This is a genomic window from Acinetobacter sp. YH12041, assembly GCF_013419975.1.
Classification (GTDB): domain Bacteria; phylum Pseudomonadota; class Gammaproteobacteria; order Pseudomonadales; family Moraxellaceae; genus Acinetobacter.
In genome coordinates this window covers 37707-54304 of sequence record NZ_VOZC01000004.1, presented here as the reverse complement: position 1 = coordinate 54304, position 16598 = coordinate 37707, and the positions used below count along the sequence as shown (strand labels likewise).

Genomic DNA, 16598 nt, shown 5'->3' with positions numbered 1-16598 from the left:
TAATCTATTCTATATCATGTACTTAGGTGGATTTATGTCAGGCATACATAGGGAACAAGATTTAGAAGATTCATCTAGCTCATCTTTTTATATATCGCCAAAGATGATTTTAAATGATTGCAACCTGAATATGGACTCAGATCAGGTTGTTTTATTTCTTGATATTGACGGAACAATCTCTGAATTTCACCCAGATCCAGATAAAAGTATAATTCATCCTGAAATTATAAATATATTGGAAAATTTACAACAATATATTCAGCTGATATTAGTTACGGGTCGTTCTATTTTACAAGCTCAAAAACTTATTTATCCTCTGCAATGGAATATCGCTGGATCACACGGTCTGGAATTAATCTATCAAGCTGATTTAAAGACATTAATCTCTTTAAATAAGCCACAGCTACAAGCCCTAAAACAATATATTCAGGAACAGGCAGTTCAAATCCCTGATCTGCGGATAGAGATCAAAGATTATTCTATTGCGCTGCATTTTCGTGCACATCCTCATCTAGAAGATCGTGTACATGCCTTTGCACTGGAGTGTCTCAACCAGTTTTCAGACTTTGAGTTAAAAGCTGGCAAATATGTATTTGAGCTGGTGCCCAAAGGTGCCAATAAAGGTTCAGCGATTCAACAGATTATTCAGCAATACCATCTCACTGATCATTATCCCATGTTTATTGGTGATGACCTGACCGATGAAGCCGGATTCAAGGTTGTCAATGCCCTTCACGGCTGCTCAATCAAAGTAGGCCCTGGCCAGACTCTAGCACGGTACAGACTGGAAAACGTCTCTCAAGTTCAGGCCTTCCTGAAAGAATTTTTAAATGTAATTGAAGTACAAGAACAACAACGATTGGAGAAATCACATGTCTAAACTCATTGTGTTATCAAACCGTGTGAATCTACCTAACCCAGAAAGTATGAAGGCTGGTGGATTGGCTGTTGCATTGCAGGATGCATTGCAAGATATAGGCGGTATCTGGGTTGGATGGAATGGCTCCAGAGTTGACCAGAACAAGGAACAGAAATTTCAGATTCTGAAACATCAGAATGTGGAATATCATACCAGTGCACTAAGCGAAGCCCAGTACCAGGGTTATTATTGTGGTTTTTCTAATAATGCTCTATGGCCATTGATGCATGACCAGCATCAACGTGTGGAATATCAGCCACAGGATTTTAAAATCTATAAAGATGTCAATTTGCGTTTTGCCAAACACCTGAAACAGGTGGCTTCACCGCATGACATCATCTGGATTCATGATTATCATTTTCTGAGTGTGGCGCATTACTGCCGTAAACTAGGCATGCGTAACCGGATTGGATTCTTCCTGCATATTCCTTTCCCGGAACTGAAACTTTGGCAAACGCTGCCTCCTTATCAGGAGCTGGCCCGTCATCTGGGAGATTTTGATGTCATCGGTCTGCAAACTCCACGCGATCAGGCCAACTGTATTGATTTCCTGGAACAGGTATTAAATATCCAGCATCGTAATGATGAAATCCTGAGTTATCAGTCTAAACGGATTTATGTAAAGGCTTATCCAATCGGTGTACATCCGGCGCAGATTCAGAAGCAGGCTGCTGATAGTCAAGTCACTGACCTGCCCTTTGATCTGGATCAAGCACATGCCCATAAGACCATCATTTCTGTTGATCGGATTGATTACAGTAAAGGGCTGCTGGAGAAAATTCATGCATTCCAGGAGTTGCTGGATGAACAGCCTGAATTTAAAAATCAGTTCCAACAGTTACAGATTGCCTGCCCATGCCGACTGGATGTGAACAGCTATAAAAAACTTTATGAACAGTTCCAGGCTGCGGTGCAGAATTTAAACCATCAGCATGGCAATGCAAACTGGCTGCCTTTTGACTGTAGCTATGACACTTTGGGTCATGAAGCCCTGATGCAGCTCTATCGTAAGGCGGATATTTGCTGGGTGAATTCAATCCGTGACGGGATGAATCTGGTCGCCAAAGAATATATTGCTGCGCAAGATCCATTAGATCCAGGCGTACTGATTCTGTCTAAATATGCCGGGGCTGCCGAGCAAATGAAGGAAGCCTTACTGGTCGATCCTTATGATCAGGACAGTATGGCCAAAGCCTTGAAAAGAGCCTTGCGTATGCCTAAGTCGGAACGTTTGGAACGTTACCGCTATTTACAACAAGGCTTGAAGAATTTCGATATCATTCGCTGGCGTGATCAGTTCCTGTCTGACCTGAAAAAATCACAAAGCCTGCGAATTTATCGACCAGTGGCCAAAGGCATCTCGACCCAGTTCAATATGCATGCTTAAAGTCTGAAAGCCCATAAAAAAACACCAGCTTTATGCTGGTGTTTTGTGGTCTAGGCTGGCAATAAGACCTTCTGCTTTTTCTGATTCTTTATGACCGGCAGTCAGATGGTTCAGGATTACAATGCTCATTAAAGCAACTGCGATGACAGTAAACACTAAACGTAAGCCAATAATTTCACTACCGAAACCTACCAGGGCTGGTCCGATCAATGAACCGGTATAAGCAAATACCGATACATAAGATAATGCTACATGAGAAGCCATAGATTTTTGGCGGCCTGCACGAGAAAACATTAACGGAACGATGTTGGCACTACCTAGACCCAAGATCGCATAACCAGTTAAAACGACTTGCCATACTGGTGCAAAGATCACCATGAATAAGCCTGCTGCAGCCAGTAAAGCACTTAATAAAATAGTGGTTTTTTCACCCAAGCTTTGAATGATGAGATGGCCGCTAAAACGTCCAAGAACCATTAAGCCAGCAAAGAAACTATAAGCCAAACCGGTATGCGCTGCAGGTACATTAAACTGGGTTGCCAGATAAATACCGCTCCAGTCCATTGCTGCACCTTCAGACAGGAAAGATACAAAACAGATCAGGCCAATACCTAAAATTGCGAATGTTGGTAGCGCTTTTTTCGCAGGTTTTGCTGTAGCTGTATTAGTTTCTTCTGTAGTTGATGACTGACCACCTAAGCAAAATGGAATTGCAAGCATCGCAATCGCAAGCAACATCACACTTACGACCAGTGCGCCAGTTAAAGGTGCCAGACCAAATCCCATTAACGTGGTCATGCCCAATACACCGACCAGACCACCCAAGCTACATACGCCATGGAAACCCGACATCAAGCTTTTATCCATGAGTTTTTCAATCTGGGCAGCCTGAATATTTACGGTTACCCCCAAAGCACCAGCACTGGCGCCAAAGAAAAACAGGGTAATTGCCATCATCAAGCTGGTAGGACTAATCGCTAGCGCTGGCAAGATGAACAGAAATGCAGTCAGAATAACAGCCAGTACTGTACGGCAACCAAACTTGCTCGCCATACGACCTGCCAATGGCATTGCCAGCATTGAGCCAACTCCGGCACATAGCAAAAGCAAACCAAAGTCAGCATGATTCAGTAATAAGCGCTGCTGCGCATAAGGAATTAATGGCGCCCAAGCAGCTGTACTAAAACCTAGACTAAAAAAACACAGTGCAGTGGCGATTTTCTGCCAGAGATACGGTGATGGAGACTGAAGACGAGAAATTAACTGTGAATTTAACATTGTCATTCCAAAAGAAAGAGCTCAGGCATCCATTACCGATCATCCATAGAAAAACCCCGCGGACTTATAGCTGAAAAATATAAGTAGCAGGGCTTAATTTGTGTGAATTATAAACAGAATTTTTCTAAATGAAATAGCTTTTAGAAATGAATTTTTAAATTTTTTACAAGTAATTGATTGTATAAAATTTATAATTTTATAGTTTTATTTGTATACGCTGATCGGTTTTTTCATTGCTTCCTGTAACTCAAGCTTTTGTAAAAAACAGGCGAAACCTTCAGCAACTTTTGACCGTAGACGGCTACTGGTTGTTACCCTTAATTGATTGGACCAGGTAATGTTGACTCCTGCCTGTTGTAAACGGCGAACAAAGTCGACATCTTCATGACAATCTAGCTGGCGAAACCCATTAAAATCATTATATATACTTGTTTTAAAACATAAATTTGCACCATGGATATGGCGATGATCCATTTTGTCCTGATAGTGGTCTAAATATTTCAATCGGGCTTTCAAGCTTAAATTTTTCCATTCGTCCACTTCAACGACCCCACAAATTGCGTCAGTAGGTTGATGCTGCCACATGACTTTGAACCAGTCTTCCTGAACACATGAATCTGCATCGGTACAACAGATCCAGTCGCATCCTTGTTCAATTACTTTTTGAATTCCTAAATGACGGGTCTTACCCACCGAACGAAAATTACAACTAATGACTTCTATGCCCAGTTGCACCGCTTTGATCGCGGTTTGATCGGTACAACTGTCTAAGACAACTAAAATCTTAATCTCGGGAATATTTTCTGATGAACCAAGGTATTGATAAAATTCAAATTGTGCTTTTTTTAAGGCCAGCAGGCAGCGTTCTATATAGGCTTCTTCATTACAGGCAGGAATAACCACGCCAATTTTATTCATTTAAGGCCCTCTTGCTCTGCCACAGACTGTGGGCTATTCATCCAGACATCAATCAGAAAATCAGGTTCCTGAAGTTGTGAACATTTTTTATAAGGCAGGTGAGTATTTAGATGGTCATGAATATCATCACCAGTAAAGCTAAAACCTGAAATCGGTGCCCGCCAGTGACAAGCCAGAATACAGCCTTCTGCATCAAGGGCGTGCTGCAGCCAGTGGGTCAATTTCTCTAAAGCGGCCTGATCCAGATAATATAAAACCTCACTCAGCACAATTAGCTGGAACTTACGCTCTGGCAAGTCTTCCGGAACAACGCCTTGGACAAAACTGACATGAGAATAATCTTGCAGACGTTGTTGCGCCAGCCGGATCGCTGTCGTATTGGCATCCAGACAGATGAGTTCTCCTGTATGTGGGGCTAGTTCCTGACTTAGCATGCCATTACTACAACCGATTTCTATGGCAGATTCAAAATGCAGTTTGGGCAAGAGTGCTTTACAAATTTGACGTTTACGCTGTTCATACCAGCGCTGTTCATAATGCCATGGATCTCCCTGATTCAACGCATAAAGAGCATCAAAATAAGCATGATCATAGGTTGATTTACTATTCATACAGATAAACCTCCCATGGCTGTAAAACACGCTCTAATGCATGCTCAGGAACAATCGGTGCCTGTTCTGTCGTCGGGTCATTCTCAATCTGACTCTTGAAACATCGTGCAGCTCGGGCTTTACATTTTAATTCTTCATCTGTCAGCCTGAGTTTGTGCGCAACCGTCCATGGAATTCGGGTATCTCCTGGTGTGGCCCAGTGCCACGCCCAGATTAGAACCTGAATATACGGTAACTGTAGCTCAGTCGCGAGTTGCTGGGCGACCTGGCCGGTTATTTCATGGTCTGGATGTCCATCATGAACAAAAGTCGTGACCAATACATCATTAGGCTGTAAATATGAATACAATTGCTGTTTGAGCAAGTCTCGCTGCTCAGCCACTTTTCCATCCTGAATATCCAAAGCAATCCGAAGAACTGGCTGTTCTAAGGACAATTCTTCCAGAGCTTGGCGAGTTTCTGCTGGACGAATCTGGTTCAGTTCTTCTGGCGTATACAGACTCGAACCGGGATGACTGGCCGTACCATTAGTCACTGCAAACAGTACAATCTTATAGCCGAGTTTATCCAGACGTTGCATCAGTCCGCCACATCCCAGAATTTCATCATCCGGATGCGGTGCCACAATACAGACTCTGGCATCTGCAGGAATTACATTGGAAATATTAAATTCTGGTATCTGTTGCAGTATTTCGCAGTTACGCCATTCTTCCACCCGTGTCCCCTCCCCATGGATCACACGGTCTTCAACAATGTCATGTTTTAAAGTGCCCATAGTTCTTCCTCCTGTGCGCTTAGTTCTCCAATACGCTCAAGATCAAAAGCAGCATGGCTTTGACGGATAAATACCGGCAGATCTGCTGCGAGCTGGGCAAAATAAGAATTGGTACAATAAGGCGATGCGCCAAGCGCTTTTCCAACTTGGTTGAGCACATTTAATGCAGTAGCTTCAACCTGCGCACGCAAAGCCTGAATCTGAAGTTGATGAGGAAATTTAGGTTGCTGGTCAATCAATTCTGCAACCCGATAGAACAAAGCCTGAGTAGCTAAAAGATCACGGCTGATTTCACCCAGATACATGGCTTTATACATATGTGGTTTTTTTAACTGTTCCTGCTGCAGATATTCAGCAAGAGCTACTGTCGCACCATACCAGCAAGCGGCAACGCCTGCTGCTCCATGCCAGAATCCCACCCGATCCAGATAAGCATGTGGATCGGCAACTTTTTTGACAGGGACCTGATTAAATTCCAGTTGAGCCGTGGACGTATGCTGCATTCCCAAAGCTTGCCAGACAGTATGGTCATGCTGAATACCAGGCTGCTGCATATCTACAATTAGCAATTGAGAGCGATTTTGTTCATCCCGATACGTCAGTAAACCTGACTCTACCCAGCTCGAAGCGGAACACCAGGTTTTGATGCCAGTCAGCTTGCCTTCATCCAGCTGCAATGGTTGAGGCCCTCCTTCTGCTGCCCAGACTGCCCAGAGCTGATGAGGATTTGCCGGAATATTTAATTCATGCAGAATTGCGAGTGCATCCAGATGCGACTCAAATATTTTACCCAGACTTAAATTGGTTGCCGAGATCTGGCTTAAAATTTGCCAGCGTTTTAAAGTTTCCCCTGATGCAGGAAAAGGAACCTGATCCGAAAGTTGCACCAGTTCCTTCAAAGTCATTTGAATATTTTCTTTAGGTTCTAATGATGAATTTTTAAATCTTTCTAATATTGAACTGAGGTCCATAAAAGTGCTTCCTCAAAAATATCGATATTGTGGTCATTTGATGAAAGCCAGTTAAGGAAAAAGCCTTTTCATCTGTTTTAAACGGGTCATCAGTCCTAGTACCTTACGGCGTGCCATAATTTCTTCTTCACTAAAAGGCAACTCTTCTCTGAGTTGACTCATAGGTAGGTGGTTATGTTCGATCAGATAAATATCCTGCTCCCTGCTCCATTGCGCATTTTGCATCTGTGCCAGTAATTTTTTAGGATCTGGTCTCGCCATAAAAGTTTTATTCCTTGAAATAGAGAATAGAAGCCGAAGCTTCTATTCTCATGGTATTTATGCAGGAATAGTTTCTGAGATCAATTCACGCGCCCAAACACGGTGATTCATGATCAAGGTCTTGAAGCTATCTTGCACAGTATCGAATTGAGAATTTGCTAAAGTACCTTCATCACTGATCAGTTTTAAGTCTTCAATCAGCTGACTTTTATCTCCCAGGAAGACAATCGGTTTCAGGTGCTTATAAGCTTCAAGCAGATAGTGAGTCGCGATACCATCTTTCAGCACCATGTCATAGTTATCACCATCGACAATAACTACGGCATCGTAGGCAATTGACGGTTCAGCTTTCTGCATACCATCAGATGGGATCACTGTACCTTGCTGGCTCAGAACTGGTCCTGGACGAGGTGTTAAAACATCAGCCACAGCACTCTCTGATTCAGCCCAAGCCTGTACAGCTTTGATACTGGCTTCATTGGCTTTGTCATGTGCGAGAATCGCGATTTTACGTGCCTTAATATCGGCAGGTTTAAACGCTTCAAAAGACAGACGTTTAGAAATCAGAACATCAGGCAGTTTGGCAGCTTTTTTCTCAGCTGGGATTTCAATTCCTAACTGGTCCGCAACCTGTTGAGCCAGCGTCAAGTCGATATTGCACAACACTTCGAGAACTTCACGTTCACGGATATTTTGGCGCTGTACTTTACTCAGTTCGAAGACATAGGCATCAATAATATGCTTCTGCTCATGCGGTGCCTGGCTTTGATAGAATAAACGGGCATGAGTGAAGTGATCATTAAAAGACTCACTACGCTGGCGGATTTTATGACCGTCAATACGTTCCTGATAGCTTTCGAAACCACCTGCCTGAGTCGCACCTGGCGCTTCAGCCGGCCAGTTGTCATCAATCGAGTTTGGTTCGTAGTTGGCCTGTCCGGTGTGAATAAGACGTTGATGCAGGCCATCACGCTGGTTGTTATGGAATGGACAAACCGGCTTATTGATTGGAATCTGATGGAAGTTTGGACCACCTAGGCGGCTCAGCTGAGTATCAGTATAAGAGAACAGTCGGGCCTGTAGTAGTGGGTCGTTGGTAAAGTCAATGCCTGGTACGACATGACCTGGACAGAAAGCAACCTGCTCAGTTTCACCGAAGAAATAATCAACATTACGGTTCAACACCATACGGCCAATTGGAGTCACTGGAACCAGTTCTTCCGGAATGATTTTGGTTGCATCCAGCAAGTCAAAATCAAATTTCATTTCGTCTTCTTCAGGAACGATCTGTACACCTAATTCCCATTCCGGGTAATTACCGGAAGCAATCGCTTCATACAGGTCACGACGATGGAAATCGGGATCCTTACCTGCCAGTTTTTGCGCTTCATCCCATACCAGTTGTGTCAGACCTTGTTTAGGCGTCCAGTGGAACTTCACAAAGACAGCTTTATTTTCAGCATTGATCAAACGGAAAGTATGTACACCAAAACCTTGAATAGATCGTAAATTACGTGGAATAGCACGATCCGACATTGCCCACATCACCGCATGTGCAGATTCAGGTACAAGAGAGACAAAGTCCCAGAAAGTATCATGTGCTGACGCACCTGATGGAATCTCGGTTTGTGGTTCAGGTTTCAGCGCATGGACAAAATCAGGGAACTTGATGCCATCCTGAATAAAGAACACTGGCGCATCATTGGCCACCAGGTCAAAGTTACCTTCATCCGTATAAAACTTGGTCGCAAAACCACGAATATCACGTACCGTATCTGCTGAACCGCGAGGACCTTGTACTGTAGAGAATCGAACAAAGACAGGAGTCTGGGCACCGGTATTGGTTAGAAACCCGGCTTTAGTCCATTTTTCATTGCCTGGATAAGCTTCAAAAAAACCATGTGCCCCAACACCACGTGCATGCACAATTCGCTCTGGAATACGCTCATGATCAAAATGGGTAATCTTTTCACGGAGAATAAAATCCTCCATTAAAGTTGCCCCACGAACGCCCGCTTTTAGACTATTCTGGTTATCCGAAATCTTAACACCTTGGTTAGTAGTCAGTGTCTGTTCGGTGGAGTCGCTACGATATGCATCAAGCTGCTCACTTTTTTTATTGGTATTCTGCTTATCTAAACCATTTTTACCTGTGGCTGGACTGTTCGCCTTAATTTTCATGACATTTTCCTTGCTGATCTTGAGTTTAGTGAAGTCTTTTTTTGCCTATCTCAAATTCGCTTGAGTTTTATTCAACATCTTGCCGTTTTTACAGAAAAATAAAGTTCCACTTTTATCTGCATGCGGTGAGCTGTTGCTGAGTATGAAAATCTTTTTATTGATTTCGTCTGTATCCCTAACATAACGAGATTTGACGAATACATTGCTGAGTCTTTGTAGTGGCTTGTTTAATAAAGGCACAGTTCTGTTATTTTTCTTAACTACACAGTTTTTTTTACCGAGTAACGATCACAAAGTTCGAAAAATTTAAAGCTGATAGTTTTTACTAAAAGATAAAATCATGAAATAAAGGCTTAATCATCTAAAAATGAAAACAAGTTTTTAAAAAACTGATCCAGACATTTGAGTTTTATAAGGCAAAATTAATTTCTTTATACAGTTACAATCCTGTCACCAGGCTATACAGAACGCCTAAACTTATATCTTTGCCCGTCCTATAAACTATATAACTCAGAAGTACTTAAAATTATTTCCACATATAAATAGTGGCAAAAATCTATTTCATATAAAAGGTCATGCTGTCAAGATTTCCTATCTTTTCAGCCATGACTGGCAAACTTCTATTTTAAAAGATATCTCTCTACAAAATTGTTAAGGAGTAAAACATGGGCTCTTCAGAAAAAAATGCTAAAGCTATGAAAATTGATATTGGTATTTCTTACGAAGACCGTGCCAAAATCGTCGAAGGTCTATCTAAATTATTGGCAGACAGCTATACCCTCTATTTAATGACCCACAACTTTCACTGGAATGTCACCGGACCACAGTTCAATAGTCTGCACAGCATGTTTATGACCCAATATACCGAACAGTGGAATGCTCTTGATCTGATTGCAGAACGTATCCGGGCCTTAGGCTTTGCCGCACCCGGCACTTACCAGCAATTTGTTAAGCTGACTGCTATTAAAGAAGTAGAAGGTGTACCAGATGCCCAAGAAATGTTGCGTTTATTGGTAAATGCTCATGAAACGGTAGCTCGTACCGCACGCAATCTTTTTGAAGTTGTTGATGAAGTCAACGATCAACCGACTGCAGATTTAATCACGCAACGTCTTGATGTGCATGAAAAAACAGCCTGGATGTTAAGAAGTACTTTAGAGTAATTAACTTTTCTCATTGAGAAAATAACTGTAAAATCAGAAAATTAGCTTTTTCTAGAACAAATAAGTGCTCAAATTTAAGTCATATCCTTTTGAGCACTTATTTATCTCACCTTCCACCCTATAGTGAAGGCTTTGAAAAATAAATATTTACCTTTTAAGAAATTATTTTTTAATCAATAAATCTTTATTTATTATCTATTTAATTATATTAGCTTAGATAGGGAATTTGGCTTTTAAATAAAATTTTCTTATATTATAAAAATATAATTTTTACTAAATCAGTATTTTATTATTTTTTTTGATCTTAGTCTTTTTCCATATCTTTTAAATATATTCAATAAATGGACCAAACCATTTCTGCTTACAAAATAAGCAACAGATTAAGCTTCAAAAATGCTTACAAACTGAATATTATTCATCTAAAATAGAGAATTACATCACACAATATAATTATTGAAATATATTGTATACATTTTGTATTTCTGAAAGATTCAGGGGATTAAGTTATGAGTGTTCAAAAGTTGCTCATTTCACTCAAACTTAATTTACGTAAATTGATTTTAATCCTTTTACTTGTAAGTCTGGTGATTCTTTTTTCAATTACATTGATTGTGAGCAATGTAATTCACCGACAACAGCTGATTAATAATTCTCTTGCAACTAATTATGAGTATGCAGCTAAAGTTGCTTCTATTTCTGATTTATATTTTAAAAATATATTTAATGATTTAAGCCTCAGTGCCAATATTATTAAGAATGGCTTTCATAATGAGCAGTTGTTAAAAACTGAATTAAACAGATTGATTCAACAATCTAATTCTTTTAGCAGTGTTTTGATCAGCGATGCAGATGGTCATGTCATCGAATATGCGCCTGAAACCTTGAAATTAGATAAAATTGCGATTATCCGGTCTTTGGGCTTTAGTAAATCACTCGAATCAAAGAAGCCTTATATTTCTTCACCCTATTATTCATTAAAAGGTAATCTGGTCGTCCTGGTTAGTTTTCCAATCTTTGATCAGAATAATAAATACCAAGGTTTTGTTGCAGGGTTTATCTATTTACATGAAGAGTCCTTATTAAAGACACTTTTAAGCGAAAATTATGGCTATAAAAATAGCTACCTATATGTTTTTGATAAAGAAGATAAAATTATTTATCATCCAGAAAGAGAGAGAATTGGAAAAACATTCCAACACAATACCGGTTTAGCTTATATGGAGTCACATAGCTCAGGAAAAATAAAATTAAATAACGATATGGGAGTTAGCGAACTAGCAGGTTTTGCAAAAATTCCTACCACTAACTGGACCGTGGTGTTTCAGCAGCCTACAGAAGATTTATTTGCCCAAGCGCGTCTTCTTGCCTACAAAGTGATTGGCACAATTTTTGTTATCTACATTATTATCTTTTTAATCATCTGGCGTATTTCGAAATTTATTACCTCTCCATTAAATGATCTTGCCAAAATGGCAAGTCATTTGAATGATCCAGGTATCACTGAAAAGATTAACTATATTAAGCCTTGGTATTTTGAAGTTTTTAAATTCAAGAAGTCCCTATTATCTAGTGTAAACGTTTTTAATCAGGAGATTGAAGAACTTAAACAGGATACTTTAACCGATCCTTTAACCGGCTTTTATAATCGTCGTGGCTTTGAACTATTTTTAAATGATTTAATTAGCAATAAAACTTATTTTGCTGTGGTGGTTTTGGATATTGACTATTTCAAGAAAATTAATGATCGTCATGGGCATGATATGGGTGATGTGGTATTAACCAAAGTTGCCGGATTTATTCGGGCAAGTTTTCGCGAACAGGATATTTGCTGTCGCGTTGGTGGTGAAGAATTTATTATTCTTGCGCCAGTCAAAGAGATTTCACAAGCCTCTAAAATTGCTGAAAGATTAAGACATAAACTGGCATCGACTTATTTACTTGAGGTAGGAGTCGTCACTGCCTCACTTGGTATTGCACACTGGCCTTTAACTTCTTCTGATATTAAAGAAGTTTTAAAACAAGCAGATACAAATTTATATCAAGCCAAACATTTAGGGAGAAATCGTGTGGTGACAGGTGAAAAAAGTACCTAGTAATAATATTTTTATACAGTTATTAAGTAGATAATTTAAATATATTATTTTGTTATTGTGTTATGGGGTTTAGATCTTTTATTCAAAAAAACAGTATAATTTCTCTAATACTTCTAGGTTTATATAGAGGTTTATACTTAAGGATACAATATGACTTCTTTTTATAATGGAGGCACCAGCCAAGAGATTTTTAATCTGATTGGTCAAGCTGCTGCCTTAGAGGATATCATAGATGCGATTACCGCATGGTTAGGGGATAAAATCCCGGATGCACTGGTATCTTTCATGTTGTATTCGGAACAGGAACAAACGCTTAACTTAATAAAAGAACCATCCTATTTTTCCAGAGAATATATAGACGCTTTAAAAGATCTAAAAATCGGCCCGAATGTAGGCGCGTGTGGTGCAGCTGCATATCATCGTCGTTTAGTGGTCTGTGAGAATTTACTCAATGATCCGAACTGGGTCGCATATAAAGATCTGGTTAAACAAAATGGTTTAAGAGCTTGCTGGTCGGTACCAATTGCCAACGGGAGTGGCAAACTTTTTGGCTCTTTTGGTACTTATTACCGTTCGATCAAGTCTCCTACTCCCAATGAAATTGACCTGCTGCAATATGCAGCTTCGCTGATCGCCTTAACCTTTGAGCTGTATGAAGAACGCAAAAAACGAAATCAGCTCAAAGATAAATATCAGTCATTTTTCTCTTTTCATCCCGATGCAATTTTTGAGCACAATCTGGATGGCAATATTGTAGATGCCAATCTGGCCACCAAATTTTTTAACGAAGTTGGTGTTAAATCGCATATCGGAACTAAAATTGATCATTTTATTGAACCTGAACATCGCCCTCTTGCCTTAGAAGCCTTTGAGCAGGCCAAGCATGGCTTGACTGGACATCTTGAAGTTCAGGCACATAACTCGGCAGGACAGAAATACTGGCTCGATTTAACTTTTTTGCCAATTAAAGTGAATGAGGAAATTGTCGGTATTTTTAGCGTGGCACGCGACATTACTGAACGTTATCAAAACAATGAAATGCTGCGCTTAATGAAACGTAGTGTCGATGCAAATCCGCATGGCATTATTTTAACCTCGGCAGAAAATGACCAGCCTATTGAATATGTTAATCCGGCCTTTGAGCAGATTACCGGTTATAGCCTGGAAGAACTCAAAGGGAAAAATTGCCGCATCTTGCAGGGACCCGATACTTCAGCGGAAAGCGTCCAGCAAATCAGCGAAGCCATTCAGAATAAATCTGAAATCAAGATTGTCCTGAAAAATTATCGTAAGGATGGACACTGGTTCTGGAACAAGCTAAACCTAGGTCCAGTCTTTGATGAAAATCATAAGTGCACTCATTTCATTGCCATTCAACAGGATGTGAGTCAGCATGTTGCCCAGCAAGAACTAATCGCTTATCAGGAATCACATGACCATTTAACCGGCTTTATCAACAATAAGCTGTTTGAAGAAGTGGTTCAGGAAAAACTGCATCTAGCGCAGAGTGGTTCTGCAAATCTAGTGCTTTTATATCTGGATCTGGATGATTTTGAACCTTTGAATCAAAGCCTCGGTCATGATATTGGCGATAAAATTTTAAAACTAGTGGGCAATCGTCTGAGCCAAAACCTGGAGCCGGAAGATGTAATTTCCAGATTTTCAGGAGATGAGTTTGCAATTTTATTAACTCAAATGACTGATCTCAAGCAAGTTGCTGTACGTGCCGAAGAAATCATCGCCGGATTATCTCAGCCTTTCCATGTGGATGGCTATGATATTCACCTGAGTGCAAGTATCGGTGTCGCTGATGCTGATCCCGACATCAAATGCGTTAAGCAGTTTATCAATGCAGCCAAGGATGCCATGCGTGATGCTAATGCCGAAGGGGGTAATACTTGGCACTGGTATAATTTCACGAAAGAGCCTTTACCGAAGGTCGATTATGTACAGCTTCGTCATGAACTGATGGTCGCTCTGCATGAACAGCAGTTTAAACTGTTTTATCAGCCGATTCTGGACAGTGAAACGGGCAAGGTCAAATGTCTGGAAGCTTTGATCCGCTGGCAACATCCAGAAAAAGGCTTTATTTCTCCTGCCGATTTCATTCCTTTTGCAGAAAGGACCGGGCAAATCGTCTCAATTGGCGAATGGGTACTTAGACAGGCTTGTGAGGAAGTTAAAGCCTGGAATATGCAGCATGAGACTCAAATTTCGGTTGCCGTCAATCTATCTCCTTTACAGTTTAAAAGAAGTGGTTTCCTGAGCGATCTACAGCAATTATTAGCAGAAATTGAATTCCCGCATGAGCTGCTTAAACTGGAAGTGACTGAAAGTATGCTAATCGCCAGCGGTGATAAGTCCATTGAGATCTTAAAAAATGTCCGGGCTTTGGGGATTAAAGTGTCGGTGGATGACTTTGGCACTGGTTATTCGAGTTTAAGTTATTTACGTAGTCTTCCGATCGATGAGATCAAACTGGATCGTAGCTTTGTACAGCATTTACCCGGCAATCCACGAGATGAGGCAATTATTGAAGCCATGATTACCCTAGCGCATAAGCTGGATCTGGAAGTTGTTGCGGAAGGAATTGAAAACCCTGAACAGGCTGAGTGCTTAAAGTCGCATCATTGTGATTATCTGCAAGGTTTTTACTATGCAAAACCTGCCCGGCTCAATCAGCTAGAGTTAATCAGTTCCTGATTAATATGCCCTGTTTGAGCTGTACAGTTTCAGCTTCTAAGTAAGCTAACTCTTCCAGATGATGGGTCACATAAACCATGGGTAAATTCAGCTCATCTTTAATCCGTTTTAGGAACGGTAAAATCTGCTGTTTTAACTGTTGATCCAGTCCCGTTAAAGGTTCATCTAGTAGCAACAAATTTGGTGAAGACAATAATGCTCGACCAATAGAGACACGCTGTGCTTCCCCACCTGAGAGTTGGTGTGCTCTACGATATATTAAAGGTTTTAATTCTAATAATTCTACGATGTCTTCAAACTTGAATTTTCGATCTGCTTTAGATATCAGTTTTTCTGCATAACATAGGTTCTGCTGCACATTCATATGTGGAAACAGCAAAGCATTCTGGAAAACTAATGCAATTTTGCGCTGATGCATTGGAATATTAATTTTCTTTTCTGTATTGATTAAATCTTGATGTTTAAACTGAATATATCCTTGATCAGGTTTTAATAGTCCAACAATATTTTTGAGTAAAGTACTTTTTCCGCTTCCAGATGCACCGACGATCCCCAATAGTTGCTGCGATATTTCCAGTTTAATATTCAACTCGAAATCGGCTTGTTGATATTGAAAATCACACTTCAACATTTCAGCCTCCTAATTTCCGTTGATAGTTTTGCAAAATAAAATAATTGGCAATTAAGGCAGTAAATGCCAAAAAAATAGATAAAACCACCAGACGCATCGCCATTTCTTCACCATTCGGTTGTTGCAGTAAGGAATAAATTGCGATGGGAATAGTGCGGGTTTCATCCGGAATATTTCCCACAAAAGTAATGGTGGCACCAAACTCACCCAGACTGCGGCTAAAACATAAGATGCTGCCAATCAGCATACCGGGAATCGCCAGAGGTAAATTGATACTCCAAAACACTTTCCACGGTGCTGCGCCCAATGAACCTGCAATGTGTTCGAGTTGTTGATTCATGAGCTGAAATGACAAACGGATCGGTTGCACCATCAGCGGAAATGCCACAATCATCGAGGCCAATACCGCCCCTTTCCAGTTAAATGCCAGTTGCAATCCGAGTGTATTGAGATATTGGCCAATCATGCCTTGATTACCAAACAGTATCAGAAGCAGATAACCCAAAACCACAGGTGGCAGCACCATCGGCAATTGCAAACATGCTTCGACCAGAAACTTAAGCCGAAATTCATATCTGGCCAAAACCCAAGCCAATGCTACTGCAAAAGGTAAACAGAATAAGGTCGCAAAGCTGGCCACCTTGGCAGACAGGTAGAGCGCACTGAGTTCTTCTGGACTTAACATCTTGCAGTTATTTCTCCAGCCA

14 protein-coding genes are annotated in these 16598 nt (G+C 40.6%); 5 read left to right on the top strand and 9 right to left on the bottom strand.

What is annotated here, in order from left to right; translation table 11 throughout:
- The first annotated feature begins 34 nt into the window (after positions 1-34).
- Both otsB and FTU00_RS04160 read left to right on the top strand, forming a co-directional pair.
- Positions 35-880: a trehalose-phosphatase gene (gene otsB / locus FTU00_RS04165; RefSeq protein WP_180179161.1), complete on the top strand. Its 846-nt coding sequence runs from the start codon at positions 35-37 to the stop codon at positions 878-880.
- On the top strand, positions 873-2306 hold the full coding sequence (locus tag FTU00_RS04160; protein ID WP_180179160.1) for a trehalose-6-phosphate synthase: 1434 nt from the start codon (positions 873-875) through the stop codon (positions 2304-2306). Before otsB ends, FTU00_RS04160 begins: the two co-directional genes overlap by 8 nt.
- A gap of 30 nt (positions 2307-2336) precedes the next feature.
- Here the strand turns inward: FTU00_RS04160 and FTU00_RS04155 are convergent, their stop codons facing one another.
- The 7 genes from FTU00_RS04155 to katE all read right to left on the bottom strand — a co-directional run bounded on the left by FTU00_RS04155 (position 2337) and on the right by katE (position 9301).
- A complete protein-coding gene (locus FTU00_RS04155) occupies positions 2337-3584 on the bottom strand; it encodes an MFS transporter (protein ID WP_180179159.1) in 1248 nt (415 codons plus the stop codon).
- Positions 3585-3788: 204 nt separating this feature from the next.
- The gene (locus tag FTU00_RS04150) at positions 3789-4502 is read right to left on the bottom strand and encodes a glycosyltransferase family 2 protein (protein ID WP_180179158.1); all 714 of its coding nucleotides are present in this window, start codon (positions 4500-4502) and stop codon (positions 3789-3791) included.
- Positions 4499-5113, bottom strand: coding sequence for a class I SAM-dependent methyltransferase (locus tag FTU00_RS04145; protein ID WP_159122866.1), 615 nt, complete (start codon positions 5111-5113; stop codon positions 4499-4501). The genes FTU00_RS04150 and FTU00_RS04145 overlap by 4 nt, the downstream gene beginning before the upstream one ends.
- Entirely contained in the window at positions 5106-5888 is a 783-nt protein-coding gene (locus FTU00_RS04140; protein ID WP_159122867.1) for a PIG-L deacetylase family protein, read from the bottom strand. The genes FTU00_RS04145 and FTU00_RS04140 overlap by 8 nt, the downstream gene beginning before the upstream one ends.
- Positions 5876-6859 (bottom strand): acyl-CoA dehydrogenase, encoded by a 984-nt coding sequence (locus FTU00_RS04135; RefSeq protein ID WP_180179157.1) that lies wholly within the window; start codon positions 6857-6859, stop codon positions 5876-5878. The genes FTU00_RS04140 and FTU00_RS04135 overlap by 13 nt, the downstream gene beginning before the upstream one ends.
- 51 nt (positions 6860-6910) lie before the next feature.
- Complete coding sequence (locus tag FTU00_RS04130) at positions 6911-7120, bottom strand: hypothetical protein (protein ID WP_166135421.1); 210 nt, start codon at positions 7118-7120, stop codon at positions 6911-6913.
- 57 nt (positions 7121-7177) lie between these two features.
- Positions 7178-9301, bottom strand: a complete 2124-nt coding sequence (katE, locus tag FTU00_RS04125; RefSeq protein WP_180179156.1) for a catalase HPII — start codon at positions 9299-9301, stop codon at positions 7178-7180.
- Positions 9302-9966: 665 nt separating this feature from the next.
- Here katE and FTU00_RS04120 point away from each other — a divergent pair.
- The 3 genes from FTU00_RS04120 to FTU00_RS04110 all read left to right on the top strand — a co-directional run bounded on the left by FTU00_RS04120 (position 9967) and on the right by FTU00_RS04110 (position 15260).
- A complete protein-coding gene (locus tag FTU00_RS04120) occupies positions 9967-10464 on the top strand; it encodes a Dps family protein (protein WP_004783133.1) in 498 nt (165 codons plus the stop codon).
- 506 nt (positions 10465-10970) lie between these two features.
- Positions 10971-12557 carry a sensor domain-containing diguanylate cyclase gene (locus FTU00_RS04115; RefSeq protein WP_180179155.1) on the top strand — a complete coding sequence of 529 codons (1587 nt, stop codon included), beginning with the start codon at positions 10971-10973 and terminating at the stop codon, positions 12555-12557.
- Between the two features lie 150 nt (positions 12558-12707).
- Positions 12708-15260: an EAL domain-containing protein gene (locus FTU00_RS04110; protein WP_180179154.1), complete on the top strand. Its 2553-nt coding sequence runs from the start codon at positions 12708-12710 to the stop codon at positions 15258-15260.
- Here the strand turns inward: FTU00_RS04110 and FTU00_RS04105 are convergent.
- Both FTU00_RS04105 and modB read right to left on the bottom strand, forming a co-directional pair.
- Positions 15250-15891, bottom strand: a complete 642-nt coding sequence (locus FTU00_RS04105; protein WP_004783142.1) for an ATP-binding cassette domain-containing protein — start codon at positions 15889-15891, stop codon at positions 15250-15252. The two genes, FTU00_RS04110 and FTU00_RS04105, sit on opposite strands and share 11 nt — an antisense overlap.
- Before the next feature lies 1 nt (position 15892).
- On the bottom strand, positions 15893-16576 hold the full coding sequence (gene modB / locus FTU00_RS04100) for a molybdate ABC transporter permease subunit (protein ID WP_159124321.1): 684 nt from the start codon (positions 16574-16576) through the stop codon (positions 15893-15895).
- Positions 16577-16598: the final 22 nt, after the last annotated feature.

What these genes read in the sequence shown, in the direction of transcription:
- otsB (WP_180179161.1), top strand. Translation starts at nt 35, where the DNA reads ATGTCAGGCATACATAGGGAACAAGATTTAGAAGATTCATCTAGCTCA.
- FTU00_RS04160 (WP_180179160.1), top strand. Translation starts at nt 873, where the DNA reads ATGTCTAAACTCATTGTGTTATCAAACCGTGTGAATCTACCTAACCCA.
- FTU00_RS04155 (WP_180179159.1), bottom strand. Translation starts at nt 3,584, where the DNA reads ATGTTAAATTCACAGTTAATTTCTCGTCTTCAGTCTCCATCACCGTAT.
- FTU00_RS04150 (WP_180179158.1), bottom strand. Translation starts at nt 4,502, where the DNA reads ATGAATAAAATTGGCGTGGTTATTCCTGCCTGTAATGAAGAAGCCTAT.
- FTU00_RS04145 (WP_159122866.1), bottom strand. Translation starts at nt 5,113, where the DNA reads ATGAATAGTAAATCAACCTATGATCATGCTTATTTTGATGCTCTTTAT.
- FTU00_RS04140 (WP_159122867.1), bottom strand. Translation starts at nt 5,888, where the DNA reads ATGGGCACTTTAAAACATGACATTGTTGAAGACCGTGTGATCCATGGG.
- FTU00_RS04135 (WP_180179157.1), bottom strand. Translation starts at nt 6,859, where the DNA reads ATGGACCTCAGTTCAATATTAGAAAGATTTAAAAATTCATCATTAGAA.
- FTU00_RS04130 (WP_166135421.1), bottom strand. Translation starts at nt 7,120, where the DNA reads ATGGCGAGACCAGATCCTAAAAAATTACTGGCACAGATGCAAAATGCG.
- katE (WP_180179156.1), bottom strand. Translation starts at nt 9,301, where the DNA reads ATGAAAATTAAGGCGAACAGTCCAGCCACAGGTAAAAATGGTTTAGAT.
- FTU00_RS04120 (WP_004783133.1), top strand. Translation starts at nt 9,967, where the DNA reads ATGGGCTCTTCAGAAAAAAATGCTAAAGCTATGAAAATTGATATTGGT.
- FTU00_RS04115 (WP_180179155.1), top strand. Translation starts at nt 10,971, where the DNA reads ATGAGTGTTCAAAAGTTGCTCATTTCACTCAAACTTAATTTACGTAAA.
- FTU00_RS04110 (WP_180179154.1), top strand. Translation starts at nt 12,708, where the DNA reads ATGACTTCTTTTTATAATGGAGGCACCAGCCAAGAGATTTTTAATCTG.
- FTU00_RS04105 (WP_004783142.1), bottom strand. Translation starts at nt 15,891, where the DNA reads ATGTTGAAGTGTGATTTTCAATATCAACAAGCCGATTTCGAGTTGAAT.
- modB (WP_159124321.1), bottom strand. Translation starts at nt 16,576, where the DNA reads ATGTTAAGTCCAGAAGAACTCAGTGCGCTCTACCTGTCTGCCAAGGTG.